This is a genomic window from Microbispora sp. CSR-4, from assembly GCF_008033685.1.
Lineage (GTDB): Bacteria > Actinomycetota > Actinomycetes > Streptosporangiales > Streptosporangiaceae > Microbispora.
On record NZ_VJVX01000007.1, the window covers coordinates 86,767 to 111,631 of the forward strand.

Annotated in this window: 17 protein-coding genes; 10 read left to right on the plus strand and 7 right to left on the minus strand. The window is 71.6% G+C overall.

Annotation, left to right across the window (positions count from 1 at the left end; all coding sequences use genetic code 11):
* Positions 1 to 221: 221 nt before the first annotated feature.
* The 3 genes from FLV34_RS08835 to FLV34_RS08845 all read left to right on the plus strand — a co-directional run bounded on the left by FLV34_RS08835 (position 222) and on the right by FLV34_RS08845 (position 6,701).
* Positions 222 to 2,414, plus strand: a complete 2,193-nt coding sequence (locus tag FLV34_RS08835) for a hypothetical protein (protein WP_147942842.1) — start codon at positions 222 to 224, stop codon at positions 2,412 to 2,414.
* 123 nt (positions 2,415 to 2,537) lie between these two features.
* Positions 2,538 to 4,886, plus strand: a complete 2,349-nt coding sequence (locus FLV34_RS08840; RefSeq protein ID WP_142645730.1) for an AAA family ATPase — start codon at positions 2,538 to 2,540, stop codon at positions 4,884 to 4,886.
* Between the two features lie 111 nt (positions 4,887 to 4,997).
* Positions 4,998 to 6,701: an ABC transporter family substrate-binding protein gene (locus FLV34_RS08845; protein ID WP_142645729.1), complete on the plus strand. Its 1,704-nt coding sequence runs from the start codon at positions 4,998 to 5,000 to the stop codon at positions 6,699 to 6,701.
* A 126-nt stretch (positions 6,702 to 6,827) separates the two neighbouring features.
* On the opposite strand, the gene FLV34_RS08850 is transcribed toward FLV34_RS08845, so the two are convergent.
* The 3 genes from FLV34_RS08850 to FLV34_RS08860 all read right to left on the minus strand — a co-directional run bounded on the left by FLV34_RS08850 (position 6,828) and on the right by FLV34_RS08860 (position 9,637).
* Positions 6,828 to 7,592 (minus strand): LamB/YcsF family protein, encoded by a 765-nt coding sequence (locus FLV34_RS08850; RefSeq protein WP_142645728.1) that lies wholly within the window; start codon positions 7,590 to 7,592, stop codon positions 6,828 to 6,830.
* A gap of 62 nt (positions 7,593 to 7,654) precedes the next feature.
* Positions 7,655 to 9,157: a hypothetical protein gene (locus tag FLV34_RS08855; protein ID WP_142645871.1), complete on the minus strand. Its 1,503-nt coding sequence runs from the start codon at positions 9,155 to 9,157 to the stop codon at positions 7,655 to 7,657.
* Positions 9,158 to 9,382: 225 nt separating this feature from the next.
* Positions 9,383 to 9,637, minus strand: coding sequence for a hypothetical protein (locus tag FLV34_RS08860; RefSeq protein WP_185948921.1), 255 nt, complete (start codon positions 9,635 to 9,637; stop codon positions 9,383 to 9,385).
* 101 nt (positions 9,638 to 9,738) lie between these two features.
* On the opposite strand from FLV34_RS08860, the gene FLV34_RS08865 reads away from it, so the two are divergent.
* From FLV34_RS08865 to FLV34_RS08880, 4 genes are all read left to right on the plus strand, one after another.
* Positions 9,739 to 10,305: an HhH-GPD-type base excision DNA repair protein gene (locus FLV34_RS08865; RefSeq protein ID WP_142645727.1), complete on the plus strand. Its 567-nt coding sequence runs from the start codon at positions 9,739 to 9,741 to the stop codon at positions 10,303 to 10,305.
* A 177-nt stretch (positions 10,306 to 10,482) separates the two neighbouring features.
* A complete protein-coding gene (locus FLV34_RS08870; RefSeq protein WP_142645726.1) occupies positions 10,483 to 12,564 on the plus strand; it encodes a SpoIIE family protein phosphatase in 2,082 nt (693 codons plus the stop codon).
* Between the two features lie 218 nt (positions 12,565 to 12,782).
* The gene (locus tag FLV34_RS08875; protein WP_260617124.1) at positions 12,783 to 14,471 is read left to right on the plus strand and encodes an RNA polymerase sigma factor; all 1,689 of its coding nucleotides are present in this window, start codon (positions 12,783 to 12,785) and stop codon (positions 14,469 to 14,471) included.
* Between the two features lie 192 nt (positions 14,472 to 14,663).
* On the plus strand, positions 14,664 to 15,554 hold the full coding sequence (locus FLV34_RS08880; protein WP_240971006.1) for a hypothetical protein: 891 nt from the start codon (positions 14,664 to 14,666) through the stop codon (positions 15,552 to 15,554).
* Position 15,555: 1 nt separating this feature from the next.
* Here FLV34_RS08880 and FLV34_RS08885 read toward each other — a convergent pair whose 3' ends face one another.
* Positions 15,556 to 16,305 (minus strand): YaaA family protein, encoded by a 750-nt coding sequence (locus FLV34_RS08885; RefSeq protein ID WP_147942843.1) that lies wholly within the window; start codon positions 16,303 to 16,305, stop codon positions 15,556 to 15,558.
* 271 nt (positions 16,306 to 16,576) lie between these two features.
* Complete coding sequence (gene aceE / locus FLV34_RS08890; protein WP_147942844.1) at positions 16,577 to 19,033, minus strand: pyruvate dehydrogenase (acetyl-transferring), homodimeric type; 2,457 nt, start codon at positions 19,031 to 19,033, stop codon at positions 16,577 to 16,579.
* A gap of 71 nt (positions 19,034 to 19,104) precedes the next feature.
* Here aceE and FLV34_RS08895 point away from each other — a divergent pair, with 71 nt between their 5' ends.
* Both FLV34_RS08895 and FLV34_RS08900 read left to right on the plus strand, forming a co-directional pair.
* Positions 19,105 to 19,719 carry a GntR family transcriptional regulator gene (locus FLV34_RS08895; RefSeq protein ID WP_222709456.1) on the plus strand — a complete coding sequence of 205 codons (615 nt, stop codon included), beginning with the start codon at positions 19,105 to 19,107 and terminating at the stop codon, positions 19,717 to 19,719.
* A 43-nt stretch (positions 19,720 to 19,762) separates the two neighbouring features.
* Positions 19,763 to 20,503 carry an N-acetyltransferase gene (locus FLV34_RS08900; protein ID WP_261985709.1) on the plus strand — a complete coding sequence of 247 codons (741 nt, stop codon included), beginning with the start codon at positions 19,763 to 19,765 and terminating at the stop codon, positions 20,501 to 20,503.
* Positions 20,504 to 20,673: 170 nt separating this feature from the next.
* Here FLV34_RS08900 and FLV34_RS08905 read toward each other — a convergent pair whose 3' ends face one another.
* A complete protein-coding gene (locus FLV34_RS08905) occupies positions 20,674 to 20,904 on the minus strand; it encodes a hypothetical protein (protein WP_079312375.1) in 231 nt (76 codons plus the stop codon).
* A gap of 245 nt (positions 20,905 to 21,149) precedes the next feature.
* On the opposite strand from FLV34_RS08905, the gene FLV34_RS08910 reads away from it, so the two are divergent.
* Complete coding sequence (locus FLV34_RS08910) at positions 21,150 to 23,222, plus strand: type IIA DNA topoisomerase subunit B (protein ID WP_142645720.1); 2,073 nt, start codon at positions 21,150 to 21,152, stop codon at positions 23,220 to 23,222.
* Between the two features lie 64 nt (positions 23,223 to 23,286).
* Here the strand turns inward: FLV34_RS08910 and FLV34_RS08915 are convergent, their stop codons facing one another.
* Positions 23,287 to 23,781: a carbonic anhydrase gene (locus tag FLV34_RS08915; RefSeq protein ID WP_142645719.1), complete on the minus strand. Its 495-nt coding sequence runs from the start codon at positions 23,779 to 23,781 to the stop codon at positions 23,287 to 23,289.
* Between the last annotated feature and the right edge of the window lie 1,084 nt (positions 23,782 to 24,865).

Below are 24,865 nucleotides of genomic sequence, written 5' to 3' on the forward strand. Positions count from 1 at the left end.
GTCCGCTCAGTGCTCCTGCTCCGAGATCCCGGCCAGCTGGAACATGCGTGGCAGCTTAGGCCATGGGAAGCGGATCTCTCAGCCCTTCCGGTGATGTCGGGAACAAATCGCCGGATCCCCATCACCCCAGGTGATCAAGCGGAGCAATCCGCCTCTCTAGAGAGCCATAGGTATATATCCCGCGTCTAGGCAAGAGACCGGCCGCAACGGATCATGCGGTCGTGGGGAGCGATATCGACGGACGCGACACGTCCCCGGTGCCGCCCCCGCTCGACCGCGCCGACGCCCGCGCCTGGTGCGCCGTCGCGGTGGCCCGGCTGTCGTGCGACCAGCCGGAGGCGGCGCTGGAAGCGGCGCGCCAGGCGATCGGCCGCGATCCGCAGGACGAATGGGGGCATCGCCTCGTCGGGGCGGCACTGGAGCGTCTCGGGCGCGACACCGAGGCGGTGGCGGCGGCACGAGAGGCCGTACGGCTCGCGCCCGGCTCCTGGGCGGCGCGGCTGCGGCTCGCGAGCGCGCTGCGGCGGATCCCCGGACGGTGGCGGGAGGCCTGGGCGGAGGCCCGCCGCGCCGTCCGGTTCGCCCCCGACGAGCCCGACCCCCACGTGCTGTGCGGCGACCTCGCGCTGCTGCGCGGTGACCACGACGGGGCCGCCCGGGCGTACGGCGCGGCGCTGCGCAGGCGCCGGGACCACCCGGCGGCGTGGGTGAACCTCGGCCTGGCCCTGCTGCGCTGGCAGCGGCCGCGCGACCACCACGACCCCGCGTGGGAGGCCGACCCCCGCGACACGGGCCGTGCGCGGCGTGCCCTGGAGACCTGGTCGCGGCAGGTGCGGGTGATCCTCGCGGTCGCGACGGCCGGGATCTGCGCGGCCGTCCTGCTGCCGGGCCTTCTCCCCGGCGCGAACGGTCATCCCGGCACGCGGCGCCTCTCCGGTGTGCAGGGCCTCCTCGGCATGCACGGCCTTCCCGGTGTGCACGATCTCCCCGGCCCGCACGACCTCCCCGCCATGCGGGGGGACGTGCGCGTCGTCGGCGCGCTGGCGCTCGCCGCCGTCCTCGTGGTCTGCCTCCGGCAGGCCGCGCGCGTCGGCGCCTGGACCTACGTCCCCGGGATGCTCCGGCGCGACCTGCGGCTCTTCATGTCGGTCGCGCTCGGGTTGCTCACCCCGGCGGCGTACCTGGCGGAGCTGGCCACGCTGCCGGAGCCGGGGGCGGCTTCGCTGCACGAAGGGGGCGGCGTCTGGGCCGGGGCGACCGGGCTGGTGCTCCTGAACCCCGTCGTGGCGCTCGCCGTCCGGCTCCTGGCCGAGACGTGGCGGGGGCGCCCGCTCGCCGCGCTGAGGCGGTTCGCCACCGCGCTGCATGTGCCCTCGTCGTCACGCATGCGACCCCCCGCCTCATCGGCCATGCCGTCACGCGTGCCACCACCCGCGCAACGACCTGCCTCATCGGCCACGCCACCACGCGTGCCCCCGCAAGCGCCGCCACCCGTCCCATCTCGCGTGCCACCACCCGCGCAAGGCTCCGCCTCACCGCCCATGCCGTCGCGGGTGCCGCCGCAAGCGCCGCCACCCGCACAACCACCCGTACGGCCGGCTGGGTCCGGCGTGGCCGATCGGGGGCGGGCGGCGGCGGCCGACCGGGCGGCGGCGCGTGACATCGCCGTCGCGTACTGGATCGTCGCGGCCCGCGCGTGGCAGGCGGCCGCGGTGCTCATGCTCCTGCCTTTCGTGACCACGGTGCCCCTCGCCGCCGTCGCGTGCCTGGCGGTCCCGGTTGGGCTGCTGCACGCGCGCACGACGGGCGCGCCGCGGCCGGACGACCGGTGGCTCGCCACGGCGCTCACCGCCCCGGCCGTCGCCGCCCTCTGCGCCGCCGCGGCGGGCGCGGCGCACGCCCTCATGGGACCCGGCCCCGCCGTCGTGGCCCTGTGGCGCTGTGCGTGGGGCGCGCTGGCGCTCGGCGCGGCGGCCTTCGCGGTGCGTGCCGTACGGGCGTGGTGGCGCGGCGGGCCGGGCCCGTGGCGCGCCTCGCTCGTGCCGTCCGAGTCGCGGGGCGCGCGGATCCCCGGCGACCTGACCCCCTCGGCAGGTCTCAGCGAGGAGGTGCGGCACGCCGCGGCCTACTCCCGGAACGTGGTCCTCGCCTGCACCGGGGCTGACGGCCCGCGCGCGCTCGCGGTGAGCGCCGTGACCTCGGTGAGCCCGGCGGGCGAGTTCCGCCTCATCGCGGGCGACGAGGCGTGGGACGCGGTGCGGCGCGATCCCCGCGTGGTGCTCTTCGTGGGAGACCCGCGATTCTGGGCAGAGGTGCGGGGCGTCGCCGTGCCGGACGACGACGTGCTGCGGGTGACGCCGCGGCAGGTTCTGATGCGCGAGTACCCCGGACGCCACCAGGCCCGCACCCGGTAGCGCGAACCACGCAACTCGGGCGCGCGTCCGGTTCCGGCGACGTGCGTCGTCCACCGCGCCGCTTGGGTCCACCCATTCCGTTCGCACGTGCGGTATAACCGGGGTCGAAGCGGGGAGGCGTCGATGCGGGACTCCGACAGGGCACGGGCGGCGAGCCTCTTAAGCCGGACTGCGGCACGTGATCTGTTCGAACAGGTGCGTTTCCGCTATTTCCAACTTCCGCCGTTCGCGCGGCGCGCGTTGTTCGTCGTGCTGCTCGTCGCCACCATGGGCCTGGCCGCGGCGCTCAACTGGTCGCTGGTGCCCACGTTCATCTACACGTTCCTGGCGCTGTGCTTCCTCGCGCTGGCGCTCAGCTATCCGCGCGCCGCCGCGACCGTGCTCGTGCTCGCCGGGTGGGGCCTGCTGCTGCCGCTGTTCATGGGCGTGTTCGGCGGGCAGTCGATCGCGCCCGGCCTGCTGATGCTGCTGGGCGCGCTGACCGGCGTCGCGGCCCACCTGATCCGGTGGGTCCCGCCGTGGCTGACGACGCTGATGGCACTCGCGCCCGCCGGCGTCGTCGCGCTGTCGCTGTCGCCGCTGTCGCCGTCCGCCGCCCTGTGGGGCGCGTACGGCGTCGTCGCGGCGGTGCTCCTCTATCGCCTGGTGCTGGCCCGCAGGGTGCGCGCGGAGGCGGAGCGGGAGGCGGCGGGCGCGGAGACCCAGGTGCAGGTGCGCGGCAGGGCGGGCGGGCACCAGACCGCCGCGGCCGAGGCCGGCGCCCCGCCGCCCATCACGGTCGAGCAGGCGCTCGCGGAGCTGGAGTCCATGATCGGCCTCGAACCGGTCAAGGAGCAGGTGCGCGCCATCGCCGCGTCGATAGAGGCGGCCCGGCTGCGCAGGGAGGCGGGCTACGCCAACGAGCGGCCGATGCGCCACTTCGTGTTCGTCGGCCCTCCCGGCACCGGCAAGACCAGCGTCGCCAGGTCGCTCGCCAAGATCTTCTACGCGTTCGGGCTGCTGGAGACGCCGTTCGTGGTCGAGGCGCAGCGGGCCGACCTCGTGGGGGAATACCTGGGGGCCACGGCGATCAAGACCAACGAGCTGATCGACCGCGCGCTCGGCGGCGTCCTGTTCGTGGACGAGGCGTACAGCCTGATCAACTCGGGCGACGGCCAGCCCGACCGGTTCGGCGCGGAGGCCGTGCAGACGCTGCTCAAGCGGGCCGAGGACGACCGTGACCGGCTCATCGTCATCCTGGCCGGCTACGAGCGGGAGATGAACGACTTCCTCGCGTCCAACCCGGGGCTGTCGAGCCGCTTCGCCACCCGGGTGCGCTTCCCCAGCTACAGTCCGGCGGAGCTGCTGGAGATCACCGAGGCGCTGCAGCAGCGCCGGGGAGACCGGCTCGCCCCGGAGGCCCGTCCCGTGCTGCGCCGGCTGTTCGAGGACGTGGAGCGCCGGGGGCTCGTCGACGACCTCGGCAACGCCCGGTTCGCCCGCAGCCTCGCCGAGGCCGCGGCGCAGGCCCGCGACGTGCGCGTGGTGAGCGCGGGCGGGGCGCCGCGCGGCGAGGACCTGGTCACCACCACCGCCGACGACGTGACCAAGGCGTTCAACGAGATCACCGCGCGATACCGCGGCTACCAGGTCACCCCGACCCTGGACGAGGCGCTCGCGGACCTCGACAGGATGGCGGGCCTCGAACCGGTCAAGCGGCAGGTGCACGCGATCACCGCCCAGCTCAAGGTGGCCAGGATGCGCCAGGAGCAGGGCCTGCCGGTCCAGTCGCAGATGCGGCACTTCGTGTTCGTCGGCCCTCCTGGCACCGGCAAGACGACCGTCGCGCGCATCCTCGGCCGGATCTTCTCCGCGCTGGGCCTGCTGGCCCGGTCCGACGTGGTCGAGGCGTCGCGGGCCGACCTGGTCGGCCAGCACCTCGGCGCCACGGCGATCAAGACCAACGAGCTGGTCGACCGGGCGCTCGGCGGGGTGCTGTTCATCGACGAGGCCTACAGCCTGGTCAACACCGGCTATTCGGGGGGCGACGCCTTCGGGGCCGAGGCGGTGCAGACCCTGCTGAAGCGCGCCGAGGACGACCGCGACCGCGTGGTCATCATCCTGGCGGGCTACGAGCGCGAGATGGACGCGTTCCTGGCGACCAACCCCGGCCTGGCCTCCCGGTTCAACCAGCGCGTGTCGTTCCCCTCCTACCGGCCGTCGGAGCTGGCCGAGATCGCGGAGCTGCTGGCCTCCGGCAGCGGCGACAGGTTCGACGCCTCCGCCGCCCGCGACCTCGCCGACGTCTTCGACTGGGTGTGCCGGGAGGGGCTCATCGACGGCCTGGGCAACGGCCGCTTCGCCCGGTCGCTCTACGAGCGGGCCGCGCTGCGGCGCGACGTCCGGCTCGCCGAGCAGGGGTCGGCGAACGCCGCCGAGCTGACGACGATCACCAGCGAGGACGTCCGCAGCGCGGTGGACGAGTTGTCCTGATGCCGTAGGACGTGTCAGGGGAACCCCGCAGACGCGTGTCCCGATGGCCGCGAGCCGTCACTTCCTGCTACTAATCGACTGCGGATGGTAGCCGGAGGATCGGAGAAGCACGTGAGAGCACGATGGCCGGTCGCCCTGGCCACACTGGCCGCTCTGTGGGCCGCCGGTGCCTGCGGCGTGCAGCGGGGGCCCGGTGAACCGGACAACGGGCTCGCCCCCTCCCCGGTCAAGGCGTACGACATCAACCCGATGGCCCGCGACAAGGTCAAGGACGGCGGCACGCTCCGGTGGGGGCTCACCGACTTCCCGACCCAGTGGAACCGCAACCACATCGACGGCGACGGCACCGGAGTCAAGGCGGTGACCGACGCGCTGATGCCCCGCACGTTCCGCTCCGACGAGCGGGGGCGGCTGACGCTCGACACCGACTACGTGACCAACGCGAGGATCACCGCGACCTCTCCCCGGCAGGTCATCACCTATTCCATCAACCCCAAGGCGAAGTGGTCGGACGGCAGGCCGATCACCTGGACCGACTTCGCCGCCCAGTGGAAGGCCATGAGCGGCCACGACCGGGACTACCGGGTCGACTCGACCATCGCGTACGAGAACATCCAGAGCGTGGCCAGAGGGGCGAGCGACCGCGAGGTGGTGGTCACCCTCGCCCAGCCGTTCAACGAGTGGCAGTCGCTGTTCACGCCGCTGTATCCCAGCAGCACCAACGCGACCGCGGCGGCGTTCAACGCCGACTGGATCAACCACATCCCGGTGACCGCGGGGCCGTTCCGCGTCGAGCGTCTCGACGTCAAGGGCAAGACGGTCAGGCTCACCCGCAACCCCGCCTGGTGGGGCAACCGCGCCAAACTGGACGCCATCGAGTTCCGGACCGTGCGCCCCGACCAGATGGTCCACGCGTTCACCAAGGGCGACGTGGACCTCTTCGAGGTGGGCCCGTCCCCCGACGACTACGCGCGGGTCAGGGAGGCGTGGGACGCCGTGATCCGGCAGGCCGCGAGCACCCAGTATCGGCAGTTCACCTTCAACGGGGAGAGCCCGGTCCTGTCCGACGCGCGGGTGCGCGAGGCCGTCGCGGCGGCGATCGACCGCCGCGGCCTCATGCAGGTGGACCTCAAGGGGCTCGGCTGGCCGATCGTGACGCTGGACAACCACTTCCTCATGAACAGCCAGTACGGGTATCAGGCCAACGCCGGACAGATCGGTGCGTATGACCCGAAACGGGCCGGGCAGCTGCTCGACCAGGCGGGCTGGAAGCTGTCGGGCAAGACCCGCGTGAAGAACGGCAAGCCGCTCACGCTGCGCTTCGTCGTGCCCGACGGCATCGTCATGAGCGGCGTCGAGGCAGGCGTCGCCCGGCAGATGCTCGATCGCGTGGGCATCCGGGTCGACGTGCGCAAGGTGTCCTTCAACGACTTCTTCGGCAAGCACCTCATCCCCGGCGACTTCGACATCACCGCATTCGCCTATCCGAGCTCGCCGTTCCCGGTGTCGAGCGCCTTCGACATCTACGCGGACGGCGAGAGGGGCGGCCGGGGCGACGACGTCGAGTGGTACTCCAACCTCGGGCGCAGCGGGAGCAGGCAGATCGACGAGGCCATGTATCGCGCGGGCAGCACGCTCGACCCCGGCAAGGTGCCCGGCCTGCTGAACGAGGCCGACCGGCTGGTCTGGAAGAAGGTCAACGTGCTGCCGCTCTACCAGAGCCCGCAGGGCGTGGCCGTGCGGTCCGCGCTGGCCAACGTCGGGGCCAACGGGTTCTTCGACCTCAGGTACGAGGACATCGGCTACGCCTCCTGAGCGGCGCCCACGGGCCGTCTCCGGGCCGCCGGAGGCCCCCGGCGACGCCCAGGAGGCGCCCAGGCGGTGCCCGGGAGGCACATGCGGCGACAGGGGCCCCCAGCCGACGGCACGGGGCCTGGCGGGTCAGATGAACGGCTCCACCGTCACGCCGGCCTCCAGGAGCGCCTTGCGGACGGCGGCGGCGATCCGTACGGCGTCGGGGGTGTCGCCGTGCACGCAGACGGACCGGGCGCCGACGCGCACCTCGCCGCCCTCGATCGTCGTCACCACGCCCTCCGTGGCCATGCGCACGGCGCGGGCCGCGACCTCGTCCGGATCGTGCAGCACCGCCCCCGGCCGCCTCCGGGGCACCAGCGTCCCCTCGGCCGTGTACGCGCGGTCGGCGAAGCACTCGGCCACCGACGGCACGCCATGACGGGCGGCCACCCGCGAGAGGGCCGACCCGGGCAGCGTGAGGATCGGCAGCGCCGCGCCGAAGGCCTCCACGGCGGCCACCACGGCCTCCGCCTGCTCCTCGTCGCGGCAGGCGCGGTTGTAGAGGGCGCCGTGCGGTTTCACGTACGACACCCGCCCGCCCATCGACCTGGCCATGCCGTCCAGGGCGGCGAGCTGATAGAGCACGTCGGAGCACAGCTCCTCCGGATCGATCTCCATCTCCCTGCGGCCGAAGCCGGCCAGGTCGCGATAGGAGACCTGGGCGCCGATCGTCACGCCGCGGTCCACCGCCGCCGCGCAGGTGCGGCGGATGATCAGCGGGTCGCCCGCGTGGAAGCCGCAGGCGATGTTGGCGCTCGTCACCAGGTCGAGCAGGGCCACGTCGTCCCCGAGCCGCCAGATCCCGTAACCCTCTCCGAGATCGGCGTTCAGGTCCATCACGCCAGTGGTCATCGCCGTGCCTCCCGCAGCTCGGTGCGGTGTCCATCCTGCCGCAGGGAGAGGGGCCGCCGCCGTCAGGCGGGAGGTTCGTCCGGGATGTCGGCGATGTCGTCGAGCGCGGCGGCCAGCTCGTCCGGATGGTCGCCGATCCGCTCGGCGATCTCGATGAGGACGTGCAGCACGTCGTGCCGGTCGTGCCCGAGGTCGATCAGGCGCTGGGCGGCCTCCCACAGCTGCGGCGGGTCGCCGACCCACAGCCGGCCCGCGATCTCCTCGTGCCAGGCGAGGTGCTCCTCCAGGTCCGTACGGCCGAGCTCGCCGGCGTGGTCGATCTCCAGCAGGATGCGCCGGTCGGCCTCGTCCGCCGGGTTCAGCAGGTCGAGGCTGGTCGAGCCGCGCATGCCCTGCAGCAGGGGGAACGCGAACGCGCGCCGGGCCAGGGCGGACAGGTCGCCGTCGGGCAGCAGCCGCTCCACGAGAGAGCGGTCCAGCCCGAACGTGGTCGGGTCGCGGTAGGCCTCGGTGAAGCGGGCCGTCGCCTCCCAGACCGCGTCGAGCGTCGCCCGCACCCCCTGCTCGGGCAGGCCGATCCGGGGGCCGGCGAAACGCACCCACGCCGACAGCACATGCGGCATCGCGTCCTGCTCCGCCGGGCTGAGCAGGACCTTGCGCGGCAGCCAGTCGAGCAGGAACGTCTCGCACTTCGTCGGGCTCACCCGCATCGGCCGCCCGAAGTCCTGGTCGCAGCCGTAGTCGATGATGTGGTCGGCGCACCGGGAGGCGGCCGACGGGTCCGACAGGTTCTCCGCCGCGTCCGAGGCGAGGAACTCGGCCGCCAGCATCGCCCGGCGGTCGCGGCTGTAGGGCGCCTCGGTGTGCGCGGGGGCGGGCCGCATCCGCCCGGGCGGCAGCGCCTTGATCCGCGCCCGCGCGAAGGCGTGGTAGGCGCTGTAGCTGTCGCTCACGAGCTTGGGGCCGGTGCGGCCGTGCGCGGCGGTCCTGGTGGCCTTCATGGCGAACTCCAGCAGCGCCCGCGCCTGCTGTGGCTCCAGCTCCTCGAACCGCAGCAGCGCGTTGCCCGCGGCCTCCAGCCTGGCCTGTTCGAGCAGCTTGTCGACCTGCGACGACACCCAGGCGTCGCGGGCCATGCCGCCCATGTTGTAGTCGACGACCACGACCAGCGCGTGCCTGTCCTCGCCGTTGTAGGCGAACGTGCACACCACGGTGTCCTGGTCGCCGTACACGTCCCTGGAGACGTAGCAGCCGGTCGGCTTGACGGCCCCGACGCGGTCGGCCCAGCGGGGGCGGGCGACGTCCGACTCCATCAGCGCGAGCGCCGCGCCCTCCGCCTTGGCCGCCTGGCGGGCGGTGCCGAGGTAGGCGACGGAGACGAGCAGGGTGAGCGCGGCCGGCGTGCCGGCCTTGGCCGCGTAGTCCACCAGCCCCTCGCCGAGGATCTGCTCGACGTCGCCGCCGCGCAGCCGCCTGCCCCACCAGGCCCCGAGCATGTCGGAGACCATGAGCTCGGCGTCGAGAGGGCTGCGGACGGCGAGCAGTTCCCTGGCCGCCAGCAGCATCTCCGCGAACACGTCGTCCGGTGGCCGGGTCTCCCGGGGGTCACGTCGGCGCCGGCGACTCACGAGGTCTCGCTCCGCTCGCTCACGGTGACCACCTTCTCGCATTCCCGCCGCGAACGGCATCAGGAACACGGCCCGGTGACTTCCCCGTTATCTGCCGCTCCGGCCGTGCCCGCCGTACGGGTGCGGGTGGGGACGCTCGCTGGGGGACCGCGGCGCGGCGCCTCACCTCCGGGAAGGCGGCGCCGAGTTGACCACGCCCAGGAGGCGTTCCCGGGCGACCCGCTCGACGATCTCCGGAGTGACGTCGAGTCCGAGATGCTCGCCGCAGGCCCAGGTGTCGGCGACGCACCGGGCGACTGCGGACAGGGGGACGGTCAGGAATTCCGCGGCCAGCCGGTGGGTGACGAGTTCCGCCGGTTCACGAAGACCCGGCTCCGGTGTTGGGCCGCCACTGATTCGTGCTGCGAGTACGGGCATGGACTGCATTCCTCGCTGAATGGGGACCTGCCGCCCCTTATTCCACCTCTTTCCCCGGCGGTGTCAACCCTTCGCGGGCCGCCGCGTGGGAAGCTGAATCCATGCGTATCCGGCTCGCCCAGGATCCCGAGGCCGACGAGCTTCTCGGCCGCAGCCCCCTCGCACTGCTCATCGGCATGCTGCTCGATCAACAGGTGCCGCTCGAGCGGGCCTTCGCGGGGCCCCGTACGATCGCCGACCGGCTCGGCAGGGACCTGGACGCGCGTGAGATCGCCTCTTATGATCCTGATCAGTTCGCGGCTCTGCTCGCGGCGACGCCTGCCGTCCACCGCTATCCGAAGGCCATGGCGGCGCGGGTCCAGGCGCTCGCGGCCTATCTGGTCGAGCAATACGATGGCTCGGCCGAGAAGGTGTGGGAGGATGTCCGCGACGGCGCCGGGCTGCTGCGCCGGCTGCTGGCCCTCCCCGGATTCGGCCGGCAGAAGGCCCAGATCTTCCTGGCCCTGCTGGGCAAGCAGTGCGGTGTGCGCCCGGACGGCTGGCGTGAGGCGGCCGGGCCGTACGGCGAGGAGGGGGTGCACCGGTCGGTGGCCGACGTCGTGGACGCCGAGAGCCTGCAACTGGTCCGCGCGACCAAGCAGGAAGCGAAGCGGGCGGCCAAGAAGTAGGCCGGATCCTCCTGCGCGAGACGCCGGTCTTTTGACAGGATGCGTTGACCGCATGGCGGGCGGGGCTTCCGTCCGTGCATGCCGATCGCCCATGATGTAGGGCAGATCTGCGCTACCAATCACAGTTATGGAGATGTGCCTCGTGGGAGACGCTGGCACGCGACGGAGGTGCCGACCATGAGCGCCGAAACCTCCGTGCCCCGGCCCCGGGAGCCCGGTTTGGACATATCAGACTCCGACCTCTTCAGAGGCATGATGTCGGAGGCGCCGTTTGCCTTCGCCTTTTTCAACCCGGATGGACGTTTCGTCCGGGTCAACTCCACCTTTACCGAGCTGACCGGCCATCCTGTCGAGCTGCATCTTGACCGCCGGCCGTCCGAGTTACTGCCGGCCGACCTGACCACCCTCATCGAGGCGGCGCTGCGCCGGATCGCCGACGAGTCGCTGCCGATCACCGACCAACGGATCAGGACCCGCGCCGGGAACGGCGACACCCGCCACTGGACGGTGTCGTTCTACCCGATGCGGGGCGACGACGGCGTCGTCGGCACCGCGTTCTTCGGCGTGGACGTGACCGAGCGGCAGCTGAACGAGGAGGTCCTCGAGCGCAGCGAGGAGCGTTACCGCTCGCTGGTGGAGTCGCAGCAGCAGCTCGTGTGGATCACCTCGCCCAGCGGCACGGTCGCCGAGGACGCGCCCCAGTGGCGTGCCATCACCGGCCAGGGCCTGGAGGAGTACCTCGCCCACGGCTGGCTGGACGCCGTGCACCCGGACGACCGTCCCGGCACCGAGGAGGCGTGGCGCGAGGCGCTGCGCGGCCGGACGATGTTCGAGTGGAGCTACCGGGTGCGCACCCGGGCCAGCGGCTACCGGCACTTCGAGGTCCGGGCCGTGCCGATCATCAGGCACGGCCGCGTGGTGGAGTGGGTCGGGGCGAACACCGACGTCACGCCGCAGCGCGAGGCCGAGGAGATGCGCGGCCGCCTCACCGACCAGCTCGGCGCCGCCGCGCTGCGCACCGCCCGTCTCCAGGGCGCGACCGCGCAGCTCGCCGAGGCGCTCACCGTCGAGCAGGTGGTGCAGGTCATCATCGACGTCGGCCGTACGGCCCTCGCCGCCGACCACTCGTCGGTGGCCCTGCTCGACCTCGACCGGGCGACGCTGAAGCTGATCAGCAGCGGCGGCACCCCGGACACCCGGGGCGAGGAGATCGATCTCGCGAACCCCAACGTGATGACGATGGCGGTCAACAGCCGCCGCCCGGTCTTCGCCGAGTCGCCGGAGAGCCTGCGCGCCCAGCTCGTGGACGCCGGCGCCGACGAGGCACAGATCTCCGGGTTCCTCGCGCAGACCGACGAGCGGGCCTGGGTGGGCCTGCCGCTGCTGGCGGCCGGGCGGGCGCTCGGCGCGCTGCGGTTCGCGTTCACCCGGACCCAGAAGATCTCCCAGGAGGACGGCGTCTTCCTGGAGGCCCTCGCCGGTCAGTGCGCCCTGGCGGTCGAGCGGGCCACGCTCTTCGAGCGCGAGCACAAGACCGCCGAGACGCTGCAGCGCAGCCTGCTGCCCGAGCGCCTGCCGGTGGTGCGTGGGCTGACGCTGGCCTACCGCTTCCGCTCCGGCTCCCGGCACGTGCAGGTGGGCGGCGACTGGTACGACGCGTTCGTCCTCCAGGACGGCCGGGTGGCGGCCGTGGTGGGCGACGTCATGGGCAAGGGCGTCAAGGCCGCCGCCGGCATGGGCCGGATCCGCAACGCCATGCGCGCGCTCGCGCTGACCAACCCGCCCCCGGCCGCGGTGCTGACGGGGCTCGACCGCGTTTTCGAGGCCACCGAGGAGGAAGAGCAGGTCACCACCCTGGCGTACATGGTCGTCGAGCCCGGCACCGGGGAGGGCACGCTGGCCCTGGCCGGTCACCCGCCGCCGCTGCTGGTCTCGCCGCAGGGCGTCGGGCTGCTGCACGAGACCGAGCCGGGCACTCCGCTCGGCTGGGCCACGAGCCGCAAGCAGTTCCGGTTCTGCGTGCCGCCGGGTCACACCGCCGTCCTCTACTCGGACGGCCTGGTGGAGAACCGCAAGCGCGGGCTGGACGCCGGACTCAGGGAGCTTTCGTCCGTCGTGGCCGAGGCGCCCCCAGAGGTCCTGATCAGCCCGAATATGCTGCTGGATTTCCTGGTGGACCACATGCTGTCCGGGTATGAACAGGATGATGACGTAACGGTACTCGCGGTCCACGTGCCACCGGCCACGAAGAGTGACTGAATGAATCAGGCATAACGGTTGCTTTCGGGTATCAGTGACCTCCTTCCGTACGCACTAGTGTCTCGGTCGGCCTAGGGTGGAGGAGCAACCGGCGGGACGCGGCCGTATCACGTACCGTGGCGTGCCACAATGGCATGTCGCGGTCTGCGCGACCTCACCACCGGAAAAGAAGAAGCACCTGGGTCCATTCTCGCCATGCGTTCGTTCGAGAGGTGTTCGTGTCGCCTGCAAGTTCGACTCGCTCGAAGCCGTCGGAGCTGAACGAGCCAGTGATTCAGCAGCTCCTCGAGCGTGGGCGCTCGCAGGGTTTCCTCGAGTCCGAGGATGTCCGCAAGGCCTTCGAGGAAGCGGACATCCCGATGTCGCAAGCCGCTGGATTCCTGCGCAGCCTCAGCAAGGAGGGTGTGACCGTCGTGGTGACGGCCGCCGACTCCGCGGCTCCCAAGCGTTCTCGAGGTCAAGCCAAGCGCCGCACCACCGCGCCCGTCAAGAAGACCACCAAATCCGCCGCGGCCAAGGAGTCGCAGCCGGAGACCGTGACCGCCGTGGTGACCGACTCCGCGCCGGCCGCCAAGCCGGCGCCGAAGAAGCCCGCGCCGGCCAAGCCCGCGCCGCCCGCGGCCAAGCCGGCCGCCGCCAAGGCGCCCGCCAAGCCCGCGCCGCCGAAGAAGGCCGCGCCCGCCAAGCCGGAGGCCCCCGCCACGGGTCCCCAGGCCAAGGCGCCCAAGGCCGACTCCAAGCCGAAGTCCGCCGACATCGCCGACGACGAGGACATCGACCTCGAAGGTGACGTCGACATCGAGGACTTCGACATCGAGGTCGAGGACGTCGAGATCGACGCCGAGGTGGAGACCGACGACTCCGACACCGAGGCCGAGGGGGAGGCCGACGGCGACGAGCCCAAGGCCGAGGCGCTCGCCCAGTCCGAGGACGAGGTCCTGATCCTCACCGACGACGATGACGACGCGCCCGTCGCCCAGGTGGCGGCGGCCGGAGCCACCGCCGACCCGGTGAAGGACTACCTCAAGCAGATCGGCAAGGTTCCGCTGCTCAACGCCGAGCAGGAGGTCGAGCTCGCCAAGCGGATCGAGGCCGGCCTGTTCGCCGAGGAGCAGCTCGCCCAGGAGGCCGACAACCTGCCCGTCGACGTCCGCGCCGAGCTGGAGTGGATCGCCGAGGACGGCCACCGCGCCAAGAACCACCTGCTGGAGGCCAACCTCCGGCTCGTGGTCTCGCTGGCCAAGCGCTACACCGGCCGCGGCATGCTGTTCCTGGACCTGATCCAGGAGGGCAACCTGGGCCTGATCCGCGCCGTCGAGAAGTTCGACTACACCAAGGGCTACAAGTTCTCCACGTACGCCACCTGGTGGATCCGGCAGGCGATCACCCGGGCCATGGCCGACCAGGCGCGGACCATCCGCATCCCGGTCCACATGGTCGAGGTGATCAACAAGCTGGCCCGCGTCCAGCGGCAGATGCTGCAGGACCTGGGCCGCGAGCCCACGCCGGAGGAGCTGGCCCGCGAGCTCGACATGACCCCTGAGAAGGTCATCGAGGTGCAGAAGTACGGCCGCGAGCCGATCTCCCTGCACACGCCGCTGGGTGAGGAGGGCGACAGCGAGTTCGGCGACCTCATCGAGGACTCCGAGGCCATCGTCCCGGCCGACGCCGTGAGCTTCACGCTGCTGCAGGAGCAGCTGCACTCCGTTCTCGACACGCTGTCGGAGCGCGAGGCGGGCGTGGTCTCCATGCGGTTCGGCCTCACCGACGGGCAGCCGAAGACCCTCGACGAGATCGGGAAGGTCTACGGCGTGACCCGTGAGCGGATCCGCCAGATCGAGTCCAAGACCATGTCGAAGCTGCGCCACCCCTCCCGTTCGCAGGTGCTGCGCGACTACCTGGACTGACGCACGACTCGATCGTCCCCCCGGCCACGCACCACGGCCGGGGGGACGATCGTGTTTACGCCGACGTAACATCGTGGTAGCGCTGTGGGCACGGCGATGCTCCTAGGCTCGCGCCTCATGGGAGTGATCGAAGTGGATCGGGCGCGTGCTCGGGGGCCACGAGTGATCCCGGACCGCCCTTGGGCGGACACCATGCTCGACGAGGCGGTCGAGGCCGTCTCCCGGGGTGACCTCAGACCGGCGGCGGTGGTCCTCGCGGACAGCAGGGGCGACCCGGAGAAGCGGTCGCTGCGGGTGGAGGCGCTGTCGCGCGCCGTCATCGGCGCGAGCCGGTCGATAGAGGCGTTGATCGCCTACGACCAGGGCAACCCCGACCTCTGGCTGTGGCTCGGCCGGGCCCGCCTGGAGGAGGCCTGGGAACTGCGGCCCGACGTACGGGCCAGGGCGGTGCAGGCGGACCGGCAGCACGCCTACCAGTCGGCGATGGAACGGGCCAGGCAGCCGCTGCTGACGGCGGCGGGCCTCGCGCCGAGTGACCCCGTTCCCTGGGAGTGCCTGATGTGGCTGGCGATCGGGCTCGACCGGCCGCGCGCGGACAAGGACGCGGTCTGGTACGAATGCTCCCGCCGGTGGCCGACGCTGTATTCGGGGGCCCTGGCCCGCCTGATCACCCTGTCGCCCGGCTGGGGCGGCACCGCGGCGGAGATGCTCGCATTCGCCCGCTCGGCCGCCGCGCACGCCCCGGAGGGCAGCCCGCTCCCGGCGCTCGTGCCGCTGGCCCACTTCGAGATCGTCGCCGCCGCCCGCACCCCCATGTCGCGGGGCGGCTGGTTCTCCTTCGAGGCGCAGCGCGACATCGTCTCGGCCGCCGGTCAGTGGGCGGAGCGGCGCCTCGGCGGGGCGCACCCGCGCTCGGTGGAGGCGCACAACGTCTTCGGCGCCGCCTTCTACCTGTCCGACCTCAGGCGTCCGGCGCGGGGGCACCTCGCCAGGACGGGCGGCCGGTTCAGCCGGGTGCCCTGGTCGCACCTCGGCGATCCGGCGCAGCAGTACCGCCGGGCCTGCGCCCGGCTCAACCTCTGACTCACTCGTCCACGATCACGTCGAGGATCCGCGGCTTTCCCCGGCCGGCCGGCGCGGCCGGTTCCACGCGATGCCCGAGGCCGGTCAGCAGGTCGGCGAGATCCCCGGCCGTTCGAGGGCGATCGGGTGTCTCGAGGAGCGCGCGGGCCACGACGCCCCGGGTGGCCTTCGCCATGTGGCTGACGACGGTCCGCTTTCCGGCCGCCTCCCGCAGCACCCGTACGGCCACGCCGCGCTCGCCGGGCTGCCAGGCGGCGGCGTACGTCGCGGAGCGCATGTCCACCACGAGCCCCTTGGTCGCGTCGAGCACCGCGCTGATCGACGGCCGCCAGAACGCGGCCAGGCCGCCCATCGGCGGCAGCCGTACGCCCATGGACAGGCGATAGGGCGGCACGCGGTCGGATGGGCGCAGCAGGCCCCACAGCGCCGAGAACACCACGATCCGCCGGTCGGCCCGCCGCCGGGCCTCGGGGGAGAGGGTGGCCAGGCCGAGATTGTCGTACAGCACGCCCGTGTAGAGGGCGGCGACGGGCAGCGTGCATGCCGTGGGAAGCGCCAGGTTGCGCTCGATCTCGCCGGCCTGCCCCTCCGACAGGCCGAGCACGTCGCGCGCCTCGGGCGTCCGGCAGAGCGAGACGAGGGCGTCGAGGACCTTCTCGCGCGGGGAGGCGAGTTCGGGGAAGCTGAGCCGGCGGGCGGCGGAGGTGCCCCGCTCGGCCTTCCCCTCCGACGGAGGAAGCAGGATGAGCACGGTTTCGCAGCCTACTGCGCCCCGACCGGAGAGTTTCCCCCGATCGGGGCGCAAGGTCGTGCCTGACAAATCAAGCCCTGCTGCGCGTGGCCCGGGCGGCGCCTCGCTGCGTTCTCGTCCCACCCGCGGAGATCGCTCGCAGGCTCACAATCTCCGCGGGCCCGGGGTCGTCGCCCGTAGCCTCCGGCTACGAGCTCCTCCGCCGCCTTGCGATGCGTCCGCCTGCCCGCTCGTGACGGGCGGCATTTGTCAGACACTCTCCAGGCCCGGCCTACTCCTGGCCGGTCTTGACCGCCTTGAGCACGGCCTCCGCGATCGAGCGGGGGTCCACGCCGAAGTGCTTGCGGACCGACTCGCGGGTGCCCGACAGGCCGAACCCGTCGGTGCCGAGCGAGGTCCAGGGCCGGTCGATCCACGGGCTGATCTGGTCGGGCACCGCGCGCATCCAGTCGCTGACCGCGATCACCGGCCCCTCGGTCCCGGCCAGGGCCTGCCGGATGTACGGCACGCCTTCGGTGGACATGGCGTCGCGGCGCAGCTCGCTCCAGGAGGTGACCGACCACACGTCCACGCCAAGGCCGTACTCCTCACGGAGCAGCCGCTGCGCCTCCAGGGCCCAGTGGATCGCGGTGCCGCTCGCCAGCAGGTGGGCCTGGCCGCCGCCCTCGGAGAACCGGTAGATCCCCCGGAGGATGCCCTCCTCGACGCCCTCGGGCATCGCGGGCTGGGGGAGCGGCTCGTTGTAGACGGTCAGGTAGTAGAACACGTCCTCGCCGTCGGGGCCGTACATGCGCCGGAGCCCCTCACGCACGATCGTCCCCACCTCGTAGGCGAAGGCTGGATCGTAGGCGAGGCACGCCGGGTTGGCGGAGGCGAGCAGATGCGAGTGACCGTCGGCGTGCTGCAGGCCCTCCCCGGTCATCGTGGTCCGGCCGGCGGTGGCGCCGACGAGGAACCCGCGGCCGAGCTGGTCGGCCAGCGCCCACATCTGGTCGCCGGTGCGCTGCCAGCCGAACATCGAGTAGAAGATGTAGAAGGGGATCATGACTTCGCCGTGGGTGGCGTAGCTGGAGGCCGCGGCCGTGAACGACGCCATCGACCCGGCCTCGGTGATGCCCTCCAGGAGGATCTGCCCGTCGGTCGCCTCCTTGTACGCCAGCAGCAGGTCGCGGTCGACGGACTCGTAGCGCTGGCCGAGGGGCGAGTAGATCTTGGCTGTGGGGAACAGCGACTCCATGCCGAAGGTCCGGGCCTCGTCGGGCACGATCGGCACCCAGCGGCGTCCCGTCTCCGGCTCCTTCATCAGGTCCTTGACCAGGCGGACGAAGGCCATCGTCGTGGCCACCGGCTGCTTGGAGCCCTTCTCCAGAGCGCGGAACGGCGTCTCGGACGGGGTCGGCAGCGGATGGTAGGAGACCGTGCGGCGGGGGATCGGCCCGCCCAGCTCGCGGCGCCGCTCGGCGGCGTACCGCGCCTCCGGCGAGTCGGCGCCGGGGTGCACGTAGGGCGGCAGGTCGCCGTCTAGCGCCGAGTCCGGCACCGGCAGGCCGAGCCGGTCGCGCAGCGCGCGGAACTCGTCCTTGCTGAGCTTCTTCATCTGGTGGTTGGCGTTGCGCGCCTCGATGCCCGCGCCGAGGGTCCAGCCCTTGACGGTCTGCACGAGGATCACCGTGGGCGCGCCGCGGTTGTCCAGGGCCCTGCGGTAGGCGGCGTACACCTTCCGCGGCTCGTGGCCGGCCCGGGACCCGCCGACGATGCGCTGCAGGTCCTCGTCCGAGTGCGGCACGTCAATCCCGTGGAACAGCCGCTCCCTGATGTAGGCGCCCGACGACGCGGCGAACGTTTGGAACTGCCCGTCCGGCACCTCGCCCAGCCGGGCCACCAGCTCGTCGGAGGTGAGCAGGCTGTCCCACTCCTGGCCCCACAGCGCCTTGACGACGTGCCAGCCCGCGCCCCGGAAGACGCTTTCGAGCTCCTGCACGATGCGGGTGTTGCCGCGTACGGGTCCGTCGAGCCGCTGCAGGTTGCAGTTGATCACGAACGTGAGGTTGTCGAGCCCTTCACGGGCGGCCAGGGTGAGGGCGGCCGTGGCCTCCGGCTCGTCCATCTCGCCGTCGCCGAGGAAGGCCCATACGTGGCTGTCCGAGGTGTCCTTGATGCCGCGGTTGTGGAGATAGCGGTTGAACCTGGCCTGATAGACCGCGTTGAGGGGGCCGAGGCCCATGGAGACGGTGGGGAACTGCCAGAAGTCCGGCATGGATCGGGGGGGGGGGTACGACGGCAGCCCGCCCTCGGGCTCCCGCCGGAACAGGTCGAGCTGGGCCTCGCTCAGCCTGCCCTCCAGGAAGGCACGCGCGTAGATGCCGGGGGAGGCGTGGCCCTGGAAGTAGACCTGGTCGCGGCCGCCCTGGAAGAAGTGGTTGAAGCCCACCTCGTACAGCCAGGCGGCCGAGGCATAGGTCGCCAGGTGTCCGCCGAGCCCCAGCCGGCTGCCCCTGGTGATCATCGCCGCGGCGTTCCACCGGTCGTACGCGGCGATGCGTTCCTCCATCTCCAGGTCACCGGGGTAGCCGGGCTCCTCGGAGGTGGAGACGGTGTTGATGTAGCGGGTGGTCGTCGCCAGCCGCCTCAGCAGGTAGTCGGCCCGTTCGGGGCCGGCTGCACGGCGGACCGCCTCGAGGGATTCGAGCCACTCGGCGGTCTCCTGCGGATCCAGGTCTTCTACCATGAATCTATTAAATCACCCTATGATCGATCATCGGATGTATCCTGGGCCCTATCATCGGCCTCGTGGAACCCGTGCTGCGGCCGCCGCTTCGCGACCATATCCGGCAAACGGTGCTCGACGGCCTCATCCACGGCCGATGGAAGCCCGGCGACCGTATCATCGAGCGTCGTGTGGCCGCCGAGCTGGGTGTCAGCCAGGCCCCCGTGCGTGAGGCGCTGCGCGAGCTGGAGGCGCTCAGGCTCATCGAGTCGGCGCCCAACAAGGGCGCACGGGTCCGCGGGCTCACCCGGAGCGACCTTCGCGAAGTGTACGAGGTGCGGGCGGGCCTGGAGGAGACGGCCGTCCGGCTGGGCAGGCCCCGCGTGGGGGTGCTGCGTACGCATCTCGGCCGCCTGCGCGACGCGGCGGCCGGCGGTTCCCTGGACGATCAGGTGCGGCACCTCGTGGCCTTCCACCGGGAGATCGTGAAAGCCTCGGGCAACGAGGTGCTGCTGTCGGTGTGGGAGTCGCTCGGCATCGAGGTGTGGTCGCACCTGTCGATCCGCCTGTTCCGGATGAACCCGCACGAGAACGTCGGCCGCCACGAACCTCTGGTGGAGGCGTTCGAGCGGGACGACCCCGAGGTGGGCGTCCTGCTCCGCGAGCACGTGCTCGGCTACGCCCCGCTCGACCCCGGAGGCAGGTAGGGGGTTCGAACCCGGGCAGCGCAGGTCAACTAGGCTGCGGCGGGTGAGTGAGGTGAGCGAGGAGATCGCACGGTTCGACCTCCTGGTCGACGAGGCATGGCCGGCGCCGGGACGGGTCGAGGACGGGGGCTGGGTCTACCGGCACGCGGGCGGTGTGACGAAGCGGGCCAACTCGGTGCTGCCGCTGGGAGAGCGCGCGGATCTGCCGGAGGCGGGCGACCGGGCCGAGCGTTTCTACGCGGGCATCGGACAGCCCTGCGTGTTCTCGGTCGGCATGGGCGCCTCGCCCGGGCTCGACGACGAACTCGGCCGCCGGGGTTATCGGCTCGTGGACCCCACCCTGGTGATGACCAGGCCGATCACCGGCGACGAGGCCGCCGCCGGGGCTCCGGTGGCGGACAGGCCGTCGGAACGGTGGCTGCACACCTGGTGGACCGTGGACGGCGGGCGCCACGACGAGACCGGCGGGGTTCCGGCGCGGACGTGGGGCGAGCGCATCCTCAGCGGGGTGCCCGCCGGGTACGTCCTCCTGGAGGAGGGCGCGGTGGGACGGGCCGTGCCGCAGGGGCGCCGGCTCGGGATCTACTGCATGGCGGTCGAGCCGCACGTCAGGCGGCGCGGGCTGGGCGCGGCCGTGCTGCGCACCCTGCTCGCCTGGGGACGGCAGCGTGGCGCCGACAGCGCCTACCTGGTGGTGACGGAGGCCAACACCGGCGCCCGCGCGCTCTACGAGCGTGAGGGATTCACCGTCGCCGGCCGCTACCACTACCGGGTGCGGTCCTGACCCGCGGGCGCCGCCGCCGGGCCCCGGGGGAAGCGGGGAACGGCGGTGGCGCCGGCCGGGCGGCCCGGGCCGAGAGGTTCGTCCGGGCCGATGACGTGGATCGATGATTCATATGGAGACGGCGCGCGGAGCCGACGTCGTCGTCCGCGCTCCGGCACGCCGTCTATGGGTCAGCGCTCGCCGTCAGGGGCGGTCGCGGGGGATTCACTGAGTCGGGCCGACTCGTCCTGGATCTCAGCACCTTTGTCGCGCAGCACAGCCACGTGCTGACGCCCGTGGTGGGCGCAGAACAGCAACTCCCCACCCACGGGCAGGGTCGCGCGGATGTAGGCCTGAGCACCGCACCGGTCACACCGGTCCAGGGCCGTCAGCGGCTTGATGGGGGCGAGAGCTCCAGTCACGTATCGCCTTTCGGGTCGCCCCACGGTGTGGGGACGTTGGCGTCAGTCACTTGGGACAACATCTAACCGGATACGGGCCTTCCCAATCATGCTCCGAGTACGCCCAGAGCAGAATGATCCGTAAAGTGACCGGGATCACAGCGAAAGTGCCGGTCATAGTGCTGCGCCTGGCAAGCTTGTGCGCGTACAAACATGAGTGGCGTTAAGCTGCGTACGCGTGTTCGATTGATAAATAGGAGTTGGGTGTGACTGCGGTTCGCGCGGAGACGGGGTACACCGCCCGTCATCTCTCTGTGCTGGAAGGCCTGGAGGCGGTCCGCAAGCGCCCGGGGATGTACATCGGCTCCACGGACACGCGCGGCCTCATGCACTGCCTGTGGGAGATCGTCGACAACTCGGTCGACGAGGCGCTCGGCGGCTACTGCACCCGGATCGAGGTCGAGCTGCACCCCGACGGCTCGATCGAGGTGCGTGACAACGGGCGCGGCATCCCCGTCGACATCGAGCCCAAGAGCGGCCTGGCCGGCGTCGAGCTCGTCTACACGAAGCTCCACGCGGGCGGCAAGTTCGGCGGCGGCTCCTACGGCGCCTCCGGTGGTCTGCACGGTGTCGGCGCCTCGGTGGTCAACGCGCTGTCCTCCCGGGTGGACGTGGAGGTCGACCGCGACGGCAAGGTCCACCAGATCAGCTTCCGCCGGGGCGTGCCCGGCGTGTTCGACGGCGACGGCCCGACCGCCAAGTTCCGCAAGAAGTCCGGCCTGCGCGACGGCGGCCCGGCCCCGCGCCACGCCACCGGCACCCGCGTGCGTTTCTGGGCCGACCGGCAGATCTTCCTGCCCGAGGCGGAGGTCTCGCTCGACGAGATCCACGTGCGGCTGCGCCAGACGGCCTTCCTGGTGCCGGGGCTCACGCTCGTGGTGCGCGACGCCCGCGGCGAGGAACCGGCCGAGGAGACGTTCCGCTTCGACGGCGGCATCAGCGAGTTCACCGAGTTCCTGTCCCGCGACGAGGCCGTGTGCGACGTGCTGCGGCTGCAGGGCGAGGGCCACTTCCACGAGACGGTCCCCGTGCTCGACGAGCAGGGCCACATGACGCCGACGGAGGTCGAGCGGGAGCTCACCGTCGACGTCGCGGTCCGCTGGGGGAAGGGCTACGAGACGACCGTACGCTCGTTCGTGAACGTGATCGCCACGCCCAAGGGCGGCACCCACGTCGCGGGATTCGAGCGGGCTCTGGTCCGCACGATCAACGAGCAGCTCAGGGAGACCCGGCTGCTGAAGAACGGCGACGAGCCGGTGACCAAGGAGGACATCCTCGAAGGGCTGACCGCGGTCGTCACCGTGCGGGTGCCCGAGCCGCAGTTCGAGGGCCAGACCAAGGAGGTGCTCGGCACCTCCGCGGCCAGTCGCATCGTCGCCCATGTGGTCACCCGTGAGCTCAAGGCGCTGTTCGCGAACCCCAAGCGGGGGCAGAAGCAGCAGCTGCGCGCGGTGCTGGAGAAGGTCGTGGCCGCGGCCAAGGCCCGCATCGCCGCCCGCGAGCACCGCGACAACCAGCGGCGCAAGTCGGCCCTGGAAAACTCGGCGCTGCCCGCCAAGCTGGTCGACTGCCGCAGCGACGACGTCGACCGCAGCGAGCTGTTCATCGTCGAGGGCGACTCCGCGCTGGGCACGGCCAAGCTCGCCCGCGACTCGGAGTTCCAGGCGCTGCTGCCGATCCGGGGCAAGATCCTGAACGTGCAGAAGGCGTCGGTCGCCGACATGCTCAAGAACGCCGAGTGCGCCGCGATCATCCAGGTGGTCGGCGCGGGGTCCGGCCGTTCGTTCGACATCGAGTCGGCCCGCTACGGCAAGATCATCCTGATGGCCGACGCGGACGTGGACGGCGCGCACATCCGCTGCCTGCTGCTCACGCTCTTCCACCGCTACATGAAGCCGATGGTCGAGGCCGGGCGGGTGTTCGCCGCGGTGCCGCCGCTGCACCGCATCGAGGTCACCAACCCCGGGCGTGGCCAGGACAAGTACATCTACACCTACAGTGACGCCGAGCTGCACAAGGTCCTGCGCGACCTGGAGCGGCGCGGCAAGCGCTGGAAGGACCCCGTGCAGCGTTACAAGGGCCTCGGTGAGATGGACGCCGATCAGCTCGCCGAGACGACCATGGACCCGCGCCACCGCGTCCTGCGCCGCGTGCGGATCGAGGACGTCGAGGACGCCGAGCGCATCTTCAACCTCCTCATGGGCAGCGATGTCGGCCCGCGCCGCGAGTTCATCATCGGCAGCGCCGCCGAGGTGGACCGCGACCACATCGACGCCTGACACATCAGGTCGCCTGGTCGCCGGCCCACCTTCCCCGTGAGGTGTGACGACCGGAGGCCGCCTCTCAGGGCTTGACCTCGCGCAGGCGTCCGGTCTCGACCTCGTAGACGAACCCCCGCACCGAGTCCTTGTGCGGGATGAACGGGTCGGCCGTGATCCTGTTGATCGACTGGATGACGTCCGCGTCGAGGTCGGAGAACGCCTCGGCGGCCCAGTCGGGCTTGATCCCGGTCTCGGCCTCGATGCCCCGGCGGAAGTCGTCGTCGGTGAAGGTCAGCATTCCGCAGTCTGTGTGGTGGATGAGAATGATCTCCCGCGTGCCGAGCAGGCGCTGGCTGATGGCGAGGCTGCGCCGCTCGTCCGCGGTCACCACGCCGCCGGCGTTGCGGATGACGTGGGCGTCGCCCTCGCTGAGCCCGAGCAGGCCGTACACGTTCAGCCGGGCGTCCATGCAGGCGAGGACGGCCACCCCGCGTGCCGGGGGCAGCGGCAGGTGTCCCTTGTCGAAGGCCGCGGCGTATCGCTCGGCGTTGGCGAGGAGCTCGTCGGTGACGCTCATGTGATGCCCCTTCGAATCGTATGAGTCGCTGGGCTCAGCGTTGCCAACTATTCCTACCAAGTCAATAGGTATATGCCGTAGGGGCGCCAGGATCTCCTGTCACGCGTCGAGGTGTCGGTGCCGGAAGGCGTCGTGACGCTCACGTGCGCCGTGGAGCGCCGCTCGCAAGCATGGGTGCTCACCCGCATGGTCGAGCGGACCAACGGTGTGATCGGCGTCGTCGGCCGGCTGGAGTGGAAAGAGGACGGCGTCGGCCCTGGGAAGAGCGCTGACCGGCCGTCACCCCGTCTTGCACTCCGGAGCGGTGGAAACGCCGACACCCCTGCCCGGTCATCGGGAAGGGGTGTCATGGCGCACTCTGGAACTTTCAACCGCACCCGGAAAGACGGCGGCCCCCCGAACTCTCGGGCGACTGATCGGCCCCTGGACATGACGGCTTTACGACATAGGAGCATCGAGAGGCCGCGATCGGCGACGGCCGCGTTCCGCCTCCGGCAACGCCGGTTGCCGCCGGCGCGCCGGCCGAAAGCGCGACCGCTCCGCTCGACAGTCAGGATGCATTGGCGCAGATCGCATAAGGGGCGAGAATCGCATCGAACTGGCTGTTGTTGAAAACCAAGACCTCCCACCCCGTATTTGCGGCGTTCGGCGCGGATGTGACGATAGAGATGGTGCCGTCGCCTGGAGCGAGGGTGCCCACAAGAGTCCTGAATCCGCCGGAAATCACCACTTTTCCGGCGGGGCACATAACTCCCGCGGAATCTATAGATACCGGGTCTGAGGTGAACGCTGCTCCGGTGACGACCTCATAGCCCGAGACTCCCGCCGGGCCTTGCGGGCCTGCTGGACCCTGTGGACCCGCCGGGCCTTGCGGGCCTGCTGGACCCTGTGGACCCGCCGGGCCTTGCGGGCCTGCTGGACCCTGTGGACCCGCCGGGCCCTGCGGACCTGCCGGACCGACTGGACCTGCCGGGCCTTGCGGGCCTGCTGGGCCTTGCGGACCCGCCGGGCCTGCTGGACCCTGTGGACCCGCTACACCTCGCTCGCCGTGCGGCCCTGCAGGCCCCTTCGGGCCCGCCGGGCC